The organism is Nocardia seriolae NBRC 15557 (assembly GCF_007990715.1).
Lineage (GTDB): Bacteria > Actinomycetota > Actinomycetes > Mycobacteriales > Mycobacteriaceae > Nocardia > Nocardia seriolae.
In genome coordinates this window covers 26,028-41,636 of record NZ_BJWY01000061.1, presented here as the reverse complement: position 1 = coordinate 41,636, position 15,609 = coordinate 26,028, and the positions used below count along the sequence as shown (strand labels likewise).

At 67.8% G+C, this 15,609-nt stretch carries 15 protein-coding genes; 4 read left to right on the top strand and 11 right to left on the bottom strand.

Translation table 11 applies throughout. From position 1 onward, the window contains the following. Positions 1-112 precede the first annotated feature (112 nt). Complete coding sequence (locus tag NS2_RS19305; protein ID WP_033088869.1) at positions 113-535, top strand: Imm42 family immunity protein; 423 nt, start codon at positions 113-115, stop codon at positions 533-535. 440 nt (positions 536-975) lie between these two features. After that, positions 976-1,416 (top strand): hypothetical protein, encoded by a 441-nt coding sequence (locus NS2_RS19300; protein ID WP_036552343.1) that lies wholly within the window; start codon positions 976-978, stop codon positions 1,414-1,416. Between the two features lie 238 nt (positions 1,417-1,654). Here the strand turns inward: NS2_RS19300 and NS2_RS19295 are convergent, their stop codons facing one another. The 4 genes from NS2_RS19295 to NS2_RS19280 all read right to left on the bottom strand — a co-directional run bounded on the left by NS2_RS19295 (position 1,655) and on the right by NS2_RS19280 (position 7,391). After that, positions 1,655-4,246: an SDR family NAD(P)-dependent oxidoreductase gene (locus tag NS2_RS19295; protein WP_081986037.1), complete on the bottom strand. Its 2,592-nt coding sequence runs from the start codon at positions 4,244-4,246 to the stop codon at positions 1,655-1,657. 30 nt (positions 4,247-4,276) lie between these two features. Then, a complete protein-coding gene (locus NS2_RS19290; RefSeq protein ID WP_033088880.1) occupies positions 4,277-5,767 on the bottom strand; it encodes a flavin-containing monooxygenase in 1,491 nt (496 codons plus the stop codon). A 279-nt stretch (positions 5,768-6,046) separates the two neighbouring features. After that, complete coding sequence (locus NS2_RS19285; protein WP_147207237.1) at positions 6,047-6,853, bottom strand: putative antibiotic biosynthesis monooxygenase; 807 nt, start codon at positions 6,851-6,853, stop codon at positions 6,047-6,049. A gap of 202 nt (positions 6,854-7,055) precedes the next feature. After that, the gene (locus tag NS2_RS19280) at positions 7,056-7,391 is read right to left on the bottom strand and encodes a TfoX/Sxy family protein (protein WP_033088866.1); all 336 of its coding nucleotides are present in this window, start codon (positions 7,389-7,391) and stop codon (positions 7,056-7,058) included. Between the two features lie 105 nt (positions 7,392-7,496). On the opposite strand from NS2_RS19280, the gene NS2_RS19275 reads away from it, so the two are divergent. Beyond that, positions 7,497-8,585, top strand: a complete 1,089-nt coding sequence (locus tag NS2_RS19275) for a glutamate--cysteine ligase (protein ID WP_033088865.1) — start codon at positions 7,497-7,499, stop codon at positions 8,583-8,585. A 6-nt stretch (positions 8,586-8,591) separates the two neighbouring features. Here NS2_RS19275 and NS2_RS19270 read toward each other — a convergent pair whose 3' ends face one another. From NS2_RS19270 to NS2_RS19250, 5 genes are all read right to left on the bottom strand, one after another. Continuing rightward, positions 8,592-9,425 carry an LppU/SCO3897 family protein gene (locus NS2_RS19270; protein WP_143161359.1) on the bottom strand — a complete coding sequence of 278 codons (834 nt, stop codon included), beginning with the start codon at positions 9,423-9,425 and terminating at the stop codon, positions 8,592-8,594. 100 nt (positions 9,426-9,525) lie between these two features. Further along, the gene (locus NS2_RS19265) at positions 9,526-10,065 is read right to left on the bottom strand and encodes a DUF4333 domain-containing protein (RefSeq protein WP_106852341.1); all 540 of its coding nucleotides are present in this window, start codon (positions 10,063-10,065) and stop codon (positions 9,526-9,528) included. A 165-nt stretch (positions 10,066-10,230) separates the two neighbouring features. Next, positions 10,231-10,857: an MBL fold metallo-hydrolase gene (locus NS2_RS19260; RefSeq protein ID WP_370737290.1), complete on the bottom strand. Its 627-nt coding sequence runs from the start codon at positions 10,855-10,857 to the stop codon at positions 10,231-10,233. Further along, the gene (locus tag NS2_RS19255) at positions 10,857-11,942 is read right to left on the bottom strand and encodes an S-(hydroxymethyl)mycothiol dehydrogenase (RefSeq protein WP_036548150.1); all 1,086 of its coding nucleotides are present in this window, start codon (positions 11,940-11,942) and stop codon (positions 10,857-10,859) included. Before NS2_RS19255 ends, NS2_RS19260 begins: the two co-directional genes overlap by 1 nt. Before the next feature lie 105 nt (positions 11,943-12,047). After that, positions 12,048-12,929, bottom strand: coding sequence for a LysR family transcriptional regulator ArgP (locus tag NS2_RS19250; protein ID WP_033088862.1), 882 nt, complete (start codon positions 12,927-12,929; stop codon positions 12,048-12,050). A 72-nt stretch (positions 12,930-13,001) separates the two neighbouring features. On the opposite strand from NS2_RS19250, the gene NS2_RS19245 reads away from it, so the two are divergent. Then, positions 13,002-13,619, top strand: a complete 618-nt coding sequence (locus NS2_RS19245; RefSeq protein ID WP_172416803.1) for a LysE/ArgO family amino acid transporter — start codon at positions 13,002-13,004, stop codon at positions 13,617-13,619. A gap of 19 nt (positions 13,620-13,638) precedes the next feature. On the opposite strand, the gene NS2_RS19240 is transcribed toward NS2_RS19245, so the two are convergent. Together NS2_RS19240 and NS2_RS19235 are read right to left on the bottom strand one after the other, a co-directional pair. Beyond that, positions 13,639-14,382 (bottom strand): hypothetical protein, encoded by a 744-nt coding sequence (locus NS2_RS19240; RefSeq protein WP_145961813.1) that lies wholly within the window; start codon positions 14,380-14,382, stop codon positions 13,639-13,641. A 175-nt stretch (positions 14,383-14,557) separates the two neighbouring features. Further along, complete coding sequence (locus NS2_RS19235) at positions 14,558-15,568, bottom strand: Gfo/Idh/MocA family protein (RefSeq protein ID WP_033088860.1); 1,011 nt, start codon at positions 15,566-15,568, stop codon at positions 14,558-14,560. Positions 15,569-15,609: the final 41 nt, after the last annotated feature.

The following is a 15,609-nucleotide window of genomic DNA, read 5'->3' as shown; positions in this document are numbered from 1 at the left end:
GTACTAGCCCGGTCCGTGTTTGCGCTCGCGCAGGATGGCATTGCCCACCTGGGATTATTGGGCTCGTGAGGAGAAAGGCGGCATCTCAGCATTTGGAGGGTGGTAGTCAACGGTGATCGTGGGCGATCCGGACCGGTTTGCCGTCGAGTTCGAGCTCGATAGCAACAGGATGTCCGAGCCGGACTTCTTCCGTTGGCTGTGGGGGCGCATCCGCTGGTGGTGTGGTGGCCAGTCGGTCGGCATCTTCGAGGCGCAAGCCCAGCTGATCGATGAGCCGACTGAGGTCGCCTTTCGCACGGTGATGGCGGCTCTGTACGAGGACCGCGGACAGACTTTCGAGCGAATGCGCGAGGAAGGCGCCCCAGTCGGATCAGTTCCGGTCGGGCCGCAGGTGTACGAGTTCGATGTCCTTGTGCCTGGGGTCCATTTACGGCAGGTCTGGCTGAGGGCTGGGGAGTTCGACGAAGTTCAGAAAATGTTCCTGGACGAGATCGCGGCCGTGGAACGCGAGTTCTCCGCACGTGACGGTCGGTGATCCAGAACAGTCAAGCGCAGCTGGTGCAGAACACCTGGCTCGCGGCATGACAGCGCGTTCGTAGATCGCCAAATCGGTGCCACCCCGGGTGTGCGCACCGTACAAGATCAGGGAGCTCTCACTGCGGAAATTTGTCCACTTCCCCTCGCTGACAGCTCCCTGATCTTGTCGCTGACGGACCGCGCTGGGAGTGGGACGGTGGCAGCCACCCGGCTTTCGATCGGCTGGGGAATCGGTGGAAATCCTCGATCAATGCTGTTCGTCTGATCCGCGGCGCTAGGACGTTGAAGCCGGCGGCCGCTGCCAACCGGTCGAACGGTCTTATCGCACTGGTCGGTTCGGTCAGCGCGCTCTGCGGCAGTACAGGTCGTTTGCTGTTGGCCTGAAGTGTGTGCCGCAGAGGCGGTCTGGTGTCGGTAGTGCGGAGTACTTTGCTGCGCATGACGCTTGCACTTCCACAGCCTGAGTTGCTCTGGGCGCAGATCGTTGCCAAGGGGCGCGCCTTGTTGAATCGCAAGAAGGATGGTGCGCACGCGATCGCGATACGCCCTTCCGATGATCTCCACTGGGCGGCCGGGGACCGGTTGGTCTCCGAAGACGGGACCGGGAACTGGTTCGTGCTGGTTCACGGGAGCAATGGGCGGGCGTTGCTTTTCGGCGGGGACGAATCGAGCGAGCTGTTCGAGACCGAGTTCGATCCATGGGAGGATGCTCCGGAGTGGGTGCTGGCGGTCGATCGAACCGTCATACATCCGAGGCTCTCGGACGCTGACATCGTTACGTTCGCGCGCTGGTGGGACGGGTCAGCCTGGGCCGGAATCCCATTCGAAGCACATCTGCCAGAAGAGTCTGCTGACGACCCGATGCAGATGACGGTCTGAGCATGGGGCTGCGATCGGTAGTCGATCCGGCGTAAGGCCCCACTCCAGCCTCGTATCGACCTGGCCCCAACACCCCAGCACCATCCACTGTCGCACCCTGTCGCCGGGTGGCGAGCCCCGGAGAGGATTTATCCCGAAAACGCCTCCAGGACTTCGCCGCTCGCCGATTCTGGGGTGGCGCCTCCGCGCCGAGGTGGGCGGGGGCTGGGAGTTGTCGGTGGAAGGCATGATTGGGGCATCATGTCCGGGATCGGTCGGATTCGTCTATGTCGGCGGCGGCGCCTGCGATGACCTCCGGAAGTTGTTGGCGCCGTAGTTTGCCAGCTGTCGTGCGCGGCAACTCCGGGACGAACGCGATGTCGCGTGGGACCTTGTAGTTGGCGAGCGTTGCCTTGATGTGCTGTTGCAGCGCTTGTGTGGTCGTGCGTGCCCCGGCCTCGAGCACTACCGCCGCTGCCAGCCGTTGGCCGAACTCGTCATCGGGTACCCCCACTGCCCCGGCGTCGGCGACCGCCGGGTGTGCCAGCAGCGCCTCCTCGACCTCCTGGGGGAAGACGTTCTCCCCGCCTGAGACGATCATGTCGTCGGAGCGGCCGTCCACGAACAATCGGCCCTCGGTATCGAAATGCCCGAGATCGCCGGAGTCCATGTACTTTCCGACCATCTCCTTGGAGCGGCCGTCGCTGTAGCCGTGGAACATGCTGGGGTTCTTGTTGATGATCCGGCCGGTGACACCTGTCGGTAGCTCTCGGCCGTCGCGGTCGACAATGCGGATGTCGACGATCCCGGTCGGCGGCCGTCCGACGGTGCCCGGCGCGGCGCGCAGATCGGCCGGGGTGGCGAAGGTTCCGGCTCCGGTCTCGGTGGAGGCGTAGCCGTTGAACAGCACATCGCCGAATTCGTCCAGGAAGGCCGTGGCCAGCCAGGGTGGCAGGGGAGCGGCCCCGCACACCACCATTTGCAGGCTTTGCGTGCGATAACCGCGTCGAACCTCCGGCGGCAGCGCCATGATGCGGTTCAGCATGGTCGGCACCAGGCAGGCGATGTGCACGTCGTACCGCTCGATATCGGCGAGAACCGTTGCGGCATCGAACCGCTCGTGCACCAGCGCCGTCGAGCCGAGCAGGAAGGCCCCCGCCAGCGCCAGGAAGCCGTAGGTGTGATGCAGCGGCGGTGCGATCACCATGGGCCGTCCCAGCCGGGGAATCGGCTCGATCCGGGCCAGATCGGCCAGGGCCAGCACCATGCGCGGGTGCAGCCCGGCCAGCGCGGGTCCGGCCGCACCCACGCCCAGTTGCCGGGGCGCGCCCTTCGGCACCCCGGTCGTGCCGCCGGTCAGCAGAATGATCGATCCGCCGGACGCGGGCTCGCGCACCGGCGGCCCGCCCGCCGCGACCAGTTCCGCCACGGTCGGCAGCCCGCCGGCCGCGCCCCGCACCACCACCCGGTGTCCCTCGAAACCGGATTTCTCTATCTCCGTGTGGAATTCACCGTCGTACAGCAGCAGCCCCACCTGCTCCCGGTCGAGCACCTCACCGATCTGCGGCCCCGCGAACCCGTAGTTCAACGGCACCAGATCCGCCGACAGCCGCGCCGCCGCATACGCCGCCACCACGAAGCCGCGATGATTGCGGCACAGCACCCCGACCCGCTGCCCGCGCCCCACACCCCAGCGCGCCCGCAGCGCCGCGGCCAGCCGCCGCACCTGCCGATCCAGCTCCGCCGCGGTGATCGCGCCGTCGTCGTCGATCACCGCGGGCCGATCCGGAAACCGGGCCGCGAACGACGACAGCGTGGTCGCCAGGCTGATTCCATCGCGGAAAGCGGCCGCCAGCTGCGGGATCCGCGCCGGAGGCAGCAGGCCCAGCGCGCCGCTGGCGGGAATCCACCCCGCCACCGTGACCGCGTCATCGAGCAGGTTGGCGGTGCGCTCGACCCGCCCGAGCGGCCCGGCCCAGTCCGCGGGCCGGTTGTTCCAGTTCCCGGCCGTGGAGTACAACGTCAGCAGCCGTTGCACCGCACGGGAATTGTCGAGCGCGTACGACAGCGGCGCACCGGCGCGCTCCCACCACGGGCGAATCGCCAAGGGACGGTCCACGATCGCCCGGCACACCAGCGCGGCCGCCTCGTCGATCGACATGCTCGGGGTGTAGCGGTACATCCGATACGGCCCCAGCATCTCCGAACGCACCAATTGCAGATGGATGGAAGTGACGGCGATGCCGTCGGCGCGCAATTCCGTTGCGGCACCGCGTATCCAGGCGTTGAACGCGGCCTTCGAGGCGATGTACGCGGTCCAGCCGACGGCCGGGCCGTGCACCCCCGCGGTGCTGATGTTCACGATGTGCCCTCGCCGCCGCGCCCGCATGGATGGCAGTAGACTCAGCACCAGCCGCACCGGACCCAGATAGTTGATGCGGGCGGTGTCGTCGAAATTGTCCCAGCGATCCAGCGAATCCGACAGCCAGCGGCGAATGGACTTGCCCGCGTTGTTGACGAACACATCCACGTGCCCGTGCTCGGCCAGGATCCGCGTGATCAAAGCGGCGCAGGCGTCGGGATCGGAGAGATCCGCGGTGTAGGGGTGCACGGAACCGGGGAATCGCGCTGTCTCCGCGCACAATTCGTCCAGCAGTGCGGTGCGCCGCGCCACCGCGAGCACGGTCGCGCCATTGGCGGCCAGCCGTCGCGCGGTGGCGCGGCCGACCCCCGAGGATGCCCCGGTCACCAGAATTATCTTGCCGCGCACGGCCGGTGCCAGCCGGTCGTCGCTGATTCCGTATCCGGCCGCACCCAGCGCGATGCGGACCGATTTCGGCAGTTCGAACATGGGCTCGAAGTTCCTTGTCGAGCAGAAGGGTCAGGCGGTCGGACAGTCGAACTCGTAGTCCGAGAAGGGGAATCGATGGTGCGCGCGCCGCGCCGAGAAGAATCCGGTCGGGCGGATATAGGTGCTGTCGCCCTGCGAATTCCGGTAGTAGGTCGGCACGTGGGCATTCAATTCCGCCAAGTAGTAGCGCATGGCCGCACCGTGCCGGTAGATCCGGCGATGGTAGGCGTCGTGCACGTCCTGGCGGATCGCCACGAACGTCGCCCCCCGCCGCCGCGCCTCCGAAATCGCGCGCACCGCATGGTCGGCCGTCATCTCCACGAAGGCGTGCCAGCCGCTGCCCGACCAGGAGTACGGGCCGACCAGCGTCCACCGATTGGGCAGGCCGGGCAGCGAGACGCTCTCGTACGCCTGCAATCCCGCCGCGGTGTAGTACTTCCCGAGGTCGAGCCCGTCACGGCCGACCACCATGCCCGGGGTGTAGGTCTCCGGATCGGAGAACACGTGATAGCCGGTGGCCAGCACGACCATGTCGAATTCCCGCTCGACCCCGTCGGTGGTGCGGATGCCGTGCGCGGTGAACCGCTCGATCGGAGTCGTCACCAGGTCGACATTGGGCCGGTTGAACGCCAGCAGGTACCCGGTGTTCGCGGTCGGCCGCTTGGCGATCGGACCGTAATCCGGGGTGAGCCCGTCCCGGGTCTGCGGATCCCGCACCATGAGCCGCAGCATGCCGCGATAACCCCGGATCGCCGCCGCGTCGACGGCCCGCATGGTGGGCCGCACCAGCGGCATGGGCGCGTTGGACATGGTCCGCAGCGCGGCGTCCACGACCACCAGCGCCGCGCCGTGCACGGCGGCCTGCACCCCGGGGACCCGCAGCGCCAACCGCACCGCGCGCGGAATCCGCGGATTCGGTTTGGGCACACACCACACCGGTGTGCGCTGATACACGGCGAGACTGCCCACCGCACCCGCGATCGACGGCGTGATCTGCACCGAACTCGCGCCCGTGCCGATGACCGCCACCCGCTTGCCCGTCAGGTCGTAGCTCTCGTCCCAGTCCGAGGGCCGCTGGATCTTGCCGCGATACTCGGCCAGACCCGGAATCCCGGGGTCGATCTTCGGACTGATGAACGCACCCACCGCACTGATCACGAACCGCGCGGTGGTGACCCCGCCGTCGGCGAGGTGCAACCGCCAGCAGTGTCGTTGCTCGTCCCATTCCTCGCCGACCACGGTGGTCCCGAACCGGATGTGCGGATACAGCCCGAAGCGCCGGGCCACCGCCACGTGATACCGCTTCACCTCGGCCCCGGCCGCGAACAGCCTGCTCCAGTCGGGATTTCGCGCGAAGGAGTACTGGTAGGCCAGCGACGGGATATCGACTTCCAGCCCGGGATAGTGGTTTCCGTGCCAGCTGCCGCCGACCTCGTCGGCGCGCTCGAGGATGACGAAATCGTCGACCCCGGCCCGCTTCAATTTCACCCCGGCCGCGATCCCGCCGGGCCCCGCGCCGATGACCGCGACCTCGTGGTCGGGAGCCGTGGGCGCTGCCGCCGCCGTGTCTTCGGCTGCGGTGCCGTGTTCGAATGCGGTGCCGTGTTCGAATGCGGTGCCGTGTTCGAATGCGGTGCCGTCTCTGGCTGCGATGCCGTCTTTGGATGTGCTGGTCACGACGGTTGGGACCTTCCGGACAGACTCCGGCGCTACGCTGCGCCCGTCCCACCAGGGTAAGTCTGTCTGGGACAGTGATCAAGGCCCCTGTGGCAAAGGTGATCTCGTGAATCCGCCGGCTCGTCAGGGTCGGCGGGTGGTGACCAGGGCCAGATCGGTGAGCCGATGCGCCCGCGCGATCTCGGCCGGTGTGAACGGCTCCCCGGTGCGCAGGAAGGTCATGGCCGCGAGCCCCTCGGGCGCGTCGAGCTCGAGCAGGGTGCCGCCCGGAACACGATCCGAGTCCGGATCCGGGACATATTGCGCACCAAGCAATTCCGCGATCACCAGGGGCAGCTCGGCCGGATCGGCGGCGACCCGCGCGGCCAGGCCCAGTGCCCGGGTCTGGCCGTCGACCAGGGTCAGCGCCGAGGCGGGCCAGATCCCGACCGTGATGCCGCCCGCCCGGGAGAGGGCGTGGGTCAGCCGCGGCGCGCCGACGTCGGCGGGCGTGGACACCACCAGCTCGTCGAGCACGCCGTTCTCCAGGTGGTGCACGTGCACGGCGAGAATATTGGCCCGCCGATCCGCCAGCTGCTTGGCGAGCAGCTCGAGCCGGCCCGGCTTGTTGTCCAGGCGAACCCGGATGCGCCACAGCTGTTCGGCACTGTCGAGCCGGTCGCGGTGCCGCAGTTCCGGGGCGTGCAGCCAGCGGGCGAAATACCGCATGGCCCCGGGTTCGACGACCCAGATGACGAGAATGGTGGCGGCCACGGCCAGGATCGACACCGTTGCCAGATAAGGCAATTCGAGGTGGATCACCAGCGCGTGCAGGGCCAGCTCGACCGGGAACACCGCGGCCAGCTTGGCCAGCGCCATCCGGGTGCGACGGGGGTGGGGCAGACGACCGCACACCTCGCACGCCAGCGCATGTATCTCGGTTTGCCTCATGTTCACCACAGTGCGCGACCGAGGTTTCCACACTGTGGTGTGGTGTAAAGACCCGGTGACGGAACGGGACAAAGAGCTTGCGGCAGCTGGAGATTCAGTGAATCGAGCCACAGTCGCGACAGGGCTGTGCCGCGGCGCACATTGTTTGCCTGTAATCCACACGGCCCGCTCGTGTGACCCACGTCCGCGTGGCCTCGTCGTGCTACTTGGGCGGGAGCGTCTTCGCGTAATCGACTCCGCGTCGCACCCACTCGTCGAGCACCTCGTCGTCGGCGACGGCCTCGGCCGAGACCCGTAGCCACCCCGGCATCTTCTTGCCGCGCATCTCCATGGGCTCCACCGACCCGGCGCGCAGCAGCGGCCCGGAGGTCGCGGGATCGGTGCGGGCCAGCAGCCCACCCTGCCCGCTGGCGGCCACCGCCATATTGCCGCCGACCAGAAAGGCCAGCCCGCCGAACATCTTCTTCTCGACCACGTTCACGACCTCGGGCCCCAGCGCGTCCCGGATGCGGTCGGCCAGCTTCTCGTCGTATGCCATACCCGGCATTGTGACCCATCCCACCGACAGATCCGGGCGACGGCACGGCCCGGAGAGACCTTTCCGGCAGGTGTCAGGCCCGCGCGGCTGAGGTACACCTAGTGGGTGGAAGCACCGCCGACCGTCGGTGTCGAAGAGGAGTTCCTCCTCGTGGATCCGCGCACCGGTGTGCCGGTCGGCAGAAATGCCGACGTGGTCCGCACCGCAGCGGATTTCGGCACGGAGCTGCAATTGGAAATCATGCGGTGCCAGGTGGAGACCAGCACCCGCGTGCACACGAATACCGTTGAGCTGCTGCGGGAATTGCGGGAATTGCGCCGCGCCGCCGCGGCTTCCGCGGAGAAGAACGACGCCCTGCTGCTGGCCGCCGCCGTCCCGCCGACCGTGCCCGACGACCTCTCGATCACCGCGACCCCGCGCTACCTGCGGATCGCCGAGAACTTCGGCCGGCTGGCGCACGAGCAGGGCCTGTGCGGCTGCCACGTGCACGTGGCGGTGCCGGACCGCGCCGCCGCGCTGCGGGTCAGCAACTTCCTGCGACCCTGGCTGCCGGTGCTGCTCGCGATGACCGCCAATTCGTCCATCTACCGCGGCGGCGAAACCGGTTACGCCAGTTGGCGAAACATCCTGTGGCGGCGCTGGCCCAGCGCCGGGCCGCCGCCGCACTTCGACTCGGTGCGCGAGTTCGAGACGGCCGTCGAGTCCATGCTGTCGCTGGGGGTCATCCTGGATCGCAAGATGGTCTACTGGGATGTCCGGCCGTCCAGCACCTTTCCGACGGTGGAGGTGCGCGTGAGCGACGTGCCCGCCACGGTGGAGGAGACGGCGCTGCTGGCCAGCCTGGTGCGCGCCCTCGCGATGACCGCCCGCACAACCGATTCCGTGCCCGTGATCGCCGAAGACCGCCTGCGCGCGGCCTATTGGCGGGCGGCGCACGAGGGCATCGACGGCACCGCCGTCGATCCCGTCGACGGCCGCACGGTTCCGGTGCGCGATCTGCTGGACCGCCTCATCGACCGAATCCGGCCCGCCCTGAACGAATTGGGCGACCTCGGCTGCGTCACCGACGCGGTGGCCGCCCTGCTGGTGCGCGGCAATGGCGCACGCCGCCAGCTCAACGCCTTCCGCGCCCGCGGCGAACTCGGCGATGTGGTGGACGAACTGGCCGAGGCCACCCTGCACTCGTGCCGCTAGCCGGAACTACTTGAGCTGCAAGCAGAGTGCGAAGTCTTCGATCTCCGGTCCGTTGCCGATGCTGGTCTTGTGAGTGATGACCACGTCCGCGTTCGGATACTGGGAATCGCACTGGGTGTCGGCCGTGGGCCCGGTCGGCTTGCCCAGCACCGTCGCCTGGGCGCGCGCGTCGCCGCAGTCCACCACCTCGAGCTTGGGGTGGTCGTCGGTGGCGATATCGCCGTTCTTGTCGTGCACGCAATCCCCGACCCGCGCGGACTTGGCGTCGCGGACGGCGGGCGTGGTCGGCACTACCGGGAGGCTGGGCATCGAGGGGATGACCGGCATCGAATAGGTGGTCGGCGGCGAATAGTACGGGCGGCTGGAACTGGATTTCGTCGACGAGCCCGACGCGGCCGCGGCGATGAGGGCCACGATCAACCCCAGCGGCACCAGCGCACCGACGATCGAGGCTCGCTGCCACAGCGGCTTGCCCGGATCCATCGGCAGCGAGTGCGCACCCGGAATCGGCGGCGGCAACTGCCCGACGCGCAACCGGTTCACCAGATTGGCCAGCAGCGTGATCGGGTTGGCGATCAGGAACGAGAACGGTCCCCACCAGCCCTGCACCAGGCTGTCACCGGTCATCTTCCGGAACGACGCCAGCCCGCAGTCGCGGCAGTAGGGTCCGGGCAGCTTCCGGTACTGCATGACGAAGACCATGCCGCGGTGGGCGCGGAAGTCCAGATCGATCGCCGGGGTGGCGCCGCAGAAGCGGCAGTACACGCCATTGGCTTGGCCGAACTGATTGGGCGCCGGCGCGGATTGGGTTGCGCCGAACGGCGATTGCGGCGTTGACACGCTGAGGATCCCCCTGGGGCAGAGCTGGAAACCGCCGTATTGAAACACACCCTGGTGACAATCGCAGATTCCAGCCTGAACGCCCGTCCAGTATCTGGGATCAGGGTAGCGGCTGGTCGTCCACGATCATGTCGTAGTTGACCTTGGTGCCTTCGACATTGGTGGTCTTGGCGGTGACACCCCAGCGGGTGCCGTCGGATTCGGTGATGACGCAGCGGATGGTGGCGCCGGTGGCGCCGCGCAGCAGGCCGTTGCAGGTGGAGGATTTCGGCGCGACGCCGACCTTCTCGCGGTAGAAGTCGGACACGCTGGAGGTGACATCGTCGGGCCCGACGAAGGCGTCGGTGAAGCTCAGGTCGTAGTAGACGTCCTTGCCGTCCACCTTGGTGACCTTGACGGTGATGGGCCAGGATTGGCCGTCGGCGGCGGTGGCGGTACAGCTCTGGGTGGCCTCCACCTTGGCGGGCAGGCTCCCGTCGCAGGACACGGATTTCGCGTCCTCGTGTGATTTGTCCTTGTAGAAGCTGCCGGTCTTGGTCTGCACATCGCTCTTGCTCACCGATCCGGAACCGGACGAGGAGCAACCCACGGCGATAAACGGCACGAACGTCAAAGCCAGCGCGGCTGTCAGCTTTTTCATGAACAACTTTAGGCGCGCGGGCGCTGGGAAAATCCTCGGCATGAAGGTGCAAAACCGACGAACCCGGCGTGTCTGGCTCTGACGCGCCGTCTTTGGGGGCTGGTTAGGGATTTTGACAGCGGTCCGGTCCGGGGCGTGCCCCCGGACCGGACCACCGTCGGTACCTCACTCGACGCGCTTGCGCCACTCGTCGAGCTGCTCGGATTCCGCGCCGATGGTGGTGGATTCGCCGTGGCCGGTGTGGACCAGGGTGTCCGGCGGCAGGGTGAGCAGCCGGTCGGCGATCGACTCCACGATGGTGCCGAAATCCGAGTAGGACCGACCGGTCGCCCCGGGCCCGCCGTGGAAGAGCGTGTCGCCGGTGAACACCGCGCCCAGATCGGGGGAGTAGAAGCAGACCGCGCCCGGCGCGTGGCCCGGCGTGTGCAGCACGTGCAGCTCGGTCCCGCCGACCGAGATCACCTGCTTGTCCGAGAGCTCACCGTCCGGGGCGGTCTCCGGATGCGTGTGCCGCCACAGCACCATGTCCTCCGGGTGCATGAGCACGGGAGCGCCGGTGGCCCTGGACAATTCGGGCGCGACCCGGACGTGGTCGTCGTGCGCGTGGGTGACCAGGATGGCCTGCACCTTGCGGGTGCCGATGACATCGAGGATGGCCTCGACATTGTGCGGGGCGTCGATGACGACGCACTCCAGATCGTCGCCCACCACCCAGACATTGTTGTCGACGTCGAAGGTCTCGTTGTCGAGGCTGAAGGTGCCGACGGTGACGGTGTGGTCGATGTGCGCCATCAGAACACCACCACCGATCGCAGCACGTCGCCGTGATGCATCTTGGTGAAGGCGGCCTCGACCTCGCCCAGCGCGATGGTCTCGGACACGAAGCTGTCCAGATCCAGGCGGCCCTGCTTGTAGAGCTCGATCAGATACGGGAAGTCCCGCGAGGGCAGGCAGTCGCCGTACCAGGAGGACTTCAAAGAGCCACCGCGCGAGAAGAAGTCGAGGAGCGGCATCTCCAGCTTCATATCCGGCGTCGGCACGCCGACCAGCACCACGGTGCCCGCCAGATCGCGCGCGTAGAAGGCCTGCTTCCAGGTTTCCGGCCGCCCCACCGCGTCGATCACGACATCCGCGCCGAAGCTGTCGGTGAGTTCCTGAACCCGTTCCACCGCATCCTCTTTCGCGGCATTGACGGTGTGCGTGGCCCCGAACCCGGTGGCCCACTCCAGCTTCCGCTCGTCGATATCGACCGCGATGATGGTGGTCGCACCCGCCAGCTTGGCGCCCGCGATGGCGGCATTGCCGACCCCGCCGCAGCCGATGACCGCGACCGAATCACCGCGGCTCACCCCGCCGGTATTGATGGCCGCGCCCAGCCCCGCCATCACGCCGCAGCCCAGCAGGCCCGCGGCCGCGGGGGAGACGCTCGGATCCACCTTGGTGCACTGCCCCGCGTGGACCAGGGTCTTCTCGGCGAACGCGCCGACGCCCAGGGCCGGGGTGAGCGGGGTGCCGTCGGTCAGCGTCATCGGCTGCGCGGCATTGAAAGTCGAGAAGCAGTACCAGGGCTTGCCCTTGCGGCAGGCGCGACAGGACCCGCACACCGCCCGCCAGTTGAGGATGACGAAATCCCCGGGCTCCACATCGGTGACGCCCTCGCCCACCGATTCCACGATGCCGGCGGCCTCGTGCCCGAGCAGGAACGGGAATTCGTCGTTGATGCCGCCCTCGCGGTAATGCAGATCGGTGTGGCAGACCCCGCAGGCCTGCACTTGCACCACGGCTTCGCCCGGACCCGGGTCCGGGATCACGATATCGGTGACTTCCACGGGAGCGTTCTTGGAGCGTGCGATGACGCCGCGCACGATTTGGGACAACGAAATTCCTTCCTGGCCGACCGCAATGCCATCGACTATGGCATCAGACCCCGCTCACGTCATCTATTACCCGGGGATACATTCAATGAATCCCGTTGTGTGCTATCACAACAGGACCTGTGCCGCGCCCTCGGCAATGGCGGCCGCGACCAGGCTCAACGCGGGTGAGTCCAGCTTCCACTGCTGCCAGTAGAGCGGAACGTCGACGAATACCTTCTCGTCCAGCGGCACCAGGCCGTCCTCGGGCCGAATCATGATGTCCGGGATCATGCCCCAGCCCATACCGACCCGCACCGCGTCATTGAATCCGGCCGAGGACGGGATGTAATGCCGGGGCGGATCCACCGGCTTGCGGGTGTAGTGGCGCACGAGCCGGAATTGCAGATCGTCCTTGCGATCGAAGAGCACCACCGGCGCGTGCGTGAACGACTTCGCGTTCGGGCCGTCGGGGAACCAGGTGCGCGCGAATTCCGGTGCCGCCATGGGGCGATAGCGCATCGCGCCCAGGCGGCGCACGGTGCAGCCCTGCACCGGGGCGGCGGTGGAGGTGATGGCCGCCATGACGGTGCCGTCGCGCAGCAGGCGGGTGGTGTGCTCCTCGTCCTCGCGGTGCAGCTCCAGGCAGACGCCGCCCGCGGCCGCGTGGCCGAGCGCGTCGATGACCCAGGTCTGCAGTGAATCGGCATTGACGGCAATGGGAATCACCACCGGCCGGTCGGCGGGCTGATGCACGTCGCCGAGTTCGCGCGCGGTGTCGCTGGTGAGCAATTGGATCTGGCGGGCCAGCCGCAACACGGTCAGACCCGATTCGGTGGGCTGCACCGGTTTGGTGCGCTGCACCAGAATGCGCCCGGCCGCGTCCTCGAGCGCCTTGATGCGCTGGCTGATTGCCGAGGGTGTCACGCTGAGTTTGCGCGCGGCGGCGTCGAAAGTGCCCTCGCTGATCACCGCATCGAGGGCACGCAGTTGGTCGAGCTGCAGGTCCATATTAAGAAATCGTAATGGTGCCTCAGAATCTTTAGCTGGCCTGGTCCTGGACGTTCGTCCTAACTTGGGCGGGTGAACGCATCATCGGCGGCCCTGGCGGCCATCTCAGGACTCGGTTTCGGACTCTCCCTCATCGTGGCGATCGGCGCCCAGAACGCCTTCGTGCTCAGACAGGGCATTCGAAGAGAGCACGTCCTGCCGGTGGTGGCGGTCTGCATCGCCTCCGATGTGATCCTGATGACCCTCGGCGTCGCGGGCTTCGGGGCCATCGTCGATTCCGCCCCGATGATCATGACCATCGCCAAGTACGCGGGCGCCGCGTTCCTGCTCGGCTATGCCTTCCTCGCCGCCAAGCGCGCCTTCTCCGCGTCCGGTCTCGCCGCGGGCGGCGGCGCGCCCATCGCCCTGGGCGCGGCCATCGCCACCTGCCTGGCCGTCACCTGGCTCAACCCCCACACCGACCTCGACACCGTCGTCCTGCTCGGCTCCTTCGCCAACACCTACGCCACCCCCGACCGCTGGTTCCTCACCGCCGGAGCCATTGCGGGCAGCCTCATCTGGTTCATCTCGCTGGGTTTCGGCGCGCGCCTGCTCGCCCCGGTCTTCGCCGAACCCAAGGCGTGGAAGGTGCTGGATTCGGTTATCGCCCTGGTCATGACGGCGCTAGCGGTCGGATTGCTGGCGAGCTGACCGGCGATTCGCCCCGGAGTCAGGGCTGGTATTTCCAGTTTCCGATGTACTGGCCGTTGCTGGGGTTGTTGGTCGGCAGGCAGTAGACGGCCCGGCCGCTCGAGGATTGGGCGATGACGTCCTTCGTGAGGTTGCACACCTGGCCCGGGTCGTGGATGCCCGTGGTCAGGGTGCCGGGGTTGTCCCAGACGTATACGGGGGTGGTGGAACCGGCACGGCGCGAGCAGACGAGCTGGGTTCCGTTCGGGGCGTAGGCGAAGGTGCCGGATTCGGAGGCGGCGCAGGCGGATCCGGCCGTCGGCTTGGACACCGGCATCCAGTGCGTCGTGTCGTCCCCGGCGATGACGCAGGTGAGGACCGTGCCGTCGGAGGTGGTGGCGGTCGTGCCGGGCTGCTCGCACGGGGCCTGGGCCGCGATGGTGGCGGGTGTGGTGGTCACCGCGGTGGTGGTCGTCGGCGACGGTCTGGGCGTGGTCGCGTCGGGCGTGGTCGCCGAGCCCGCCGATTGCGTGGTGGTGGTGACGCTGGTGTGCGGCGGCGGTGTGAGAACGACCCTGGGCCCGGTGGTGCCGGTCGCGGCATTGGGGGCGGCATTCCACGAGCCGTGGCCCGACAGCAGCAGACCGCCGATGGCGAGCAGACAGACGACAATCGTCACGCTCAGCCCGATGATCAGGTACTTGCTGGTCTGCGGCTTTTTCGGGCCGCCGCCTCCGCGCGGGCTCGATCCGGTGCCGTAATCGCCGCGAACCGGTTCGAACACCTCCGTGTTCTGGTTCCACAGCTCATCGTTGCGATGATAGCCCGGAGGTATCGAATTCCCGTTCATGCCAATAGCTCTCGTTCGGTGGTCCCGCTGTGATCACCGGGCATACGGAGGATAAACAGGGATGCCGCCGGGCGGTAGCCGAAGTTTCAGCGGCGGCATCCGGCGGGTTTCAGCGGCGGATATCGGACAACCGCACCGGGGTGCCCCGATGGCGGGACAGTTCGCAGGCCTCGGCGATGTAGAAGGCCTCCAGCGCATCGGCGGGAGGGCAGGGATTGGGCACCCGGCCGGTGACGACATCGAGGAAGGTGGCGAGCTCCTCGGTGTAGGCGCCATGGAATCGGTCCATGAAGCCCGGATAGGCGGGTAGCGCCGAAGGCGGGTAGCCGGGCTCCACCGAGTGCAGCGGGGCCCGCTCGTCGAGGCCGACGATGGCATTGCCGTTGGAGCCCAGCACTTCCAGGCGCACGTCGTAGCCCGCGCCGTTGTATCGGGTGAGCGAGACGGTGCCCAGGCAGCCGTCGTCCAGGCGCAGGATGACCGCGGCGGTGTCGACATCGCCGGAGTCGGCGAAGAACTGCTCGCCGCGATTGGCCCCGGTGGCGTACACCTCGACCACCTCACGGCCGGTGACCCAGCGGATGATGTCGAAATCGTGCACGCCGCAGTCGCGGAACAGCCCGCCCGAGCGCGGAATGTACTCGGCGGGCGGCGGCGCGGGGTCGAGGGTGGTGGCGCGCAGGGTGTGGATCCAGCCCAGATCCCCGGCGGCGATGGCGGCCCGCGCGGCCCGGTAACCGGCGTCGAAGCGGCGCTGGAAACCGATCTGCACCGCGACATTCGAGCGCTGCACGTGCTCGACCACCCGCAGCGTGCCGAGAATGTCGGCGGCGATGGGCTTCTCGCAGAAGACCGGAATACCGCGATCCACGGCGGCGGTGATGAGCGCCGGATGCGAATCGGTGGCGGTGGTGATGACCAGGCCGTCGATGCCGGCGGCCAGCAGCGCCTCGATATCGGGAGCGAACTCCACCTCCAGTTTGTCGGCGGTGGCCCGGGCCCGTTCGGCATCGGCGTCGGTGACGATCACGGTGCCGACGCCGGGCAGGGATTTCAAGGTCTCGGCGTGGGAGGCGCCGATGCGGCCGGTGCCGGCGAGGCCCACAGTGATCGGGGACATGGTTGCTCCCTAAGTTTGTAGGTGTCTGGGGTTGGTGCCCC

Excerpts from the sequence above, each read along its gene's own strand:
- NS2_RS19300 (WP_036552343.1), top strand. The coding sequence starts at position 976 with ATGACGCTTGCACTTCCACAGCCTGAGTTGCTCTGGGCGCAGATCGTT.
- NS2_RS19295 (WP_081986037.1), bottom strand. The coding sequence starts at position 4,246 with ATGTTCGAACTGCCGAAATCGGTCCGCATCGCGCTGGGTGCGGCCGGA.
- NS2_RS19285 (WP_147207237.1), bottom strand. The coding sequence starts at position 6,853 with ATGAGGCAAACCGAGATACATGCGCTGGCGTGCGAGGTGTGCGGTCGT.
- NS2_RS19280 (WP_033088866.1), bottom strand. The coding sequence starts at position 7,391 with ATGGCATACGACGAGAAGCTGGCCGACCGCATCCGGGACGCGCTGGGG.
- NS2_RS19265 (WP_106852341.1), bottom strand. The coding sequence starts at position 10,065 with ATGAAAAAGCTGACAGCCGCGCTGGCTTTGACGTTCGTGCCGTTTATC.
- NS2_RS19260 (WP_370737290.1), bottom strand. The coding sequence starts at position 10,857 with ATGGCGCACATCGACCACACCGTCACCGTCGGCACCTTCAGCCTCGAC.
- NS2_RS19250 (WP_033088862.1), bottom strand. The coding sequence starts at position 12,929 with ATGGACCTGCAGCTCGACCAACTGCGTGCCCTCGATGCGGTGATCAGC.
- NS2_RS19235 (WP_033088860.1), bottom strand. The coding sequence starts at position 15,568 with ATGTCCCCGATCACTGTGGGCCTCGCCGGCACCGGCCGCATCGGCGCC.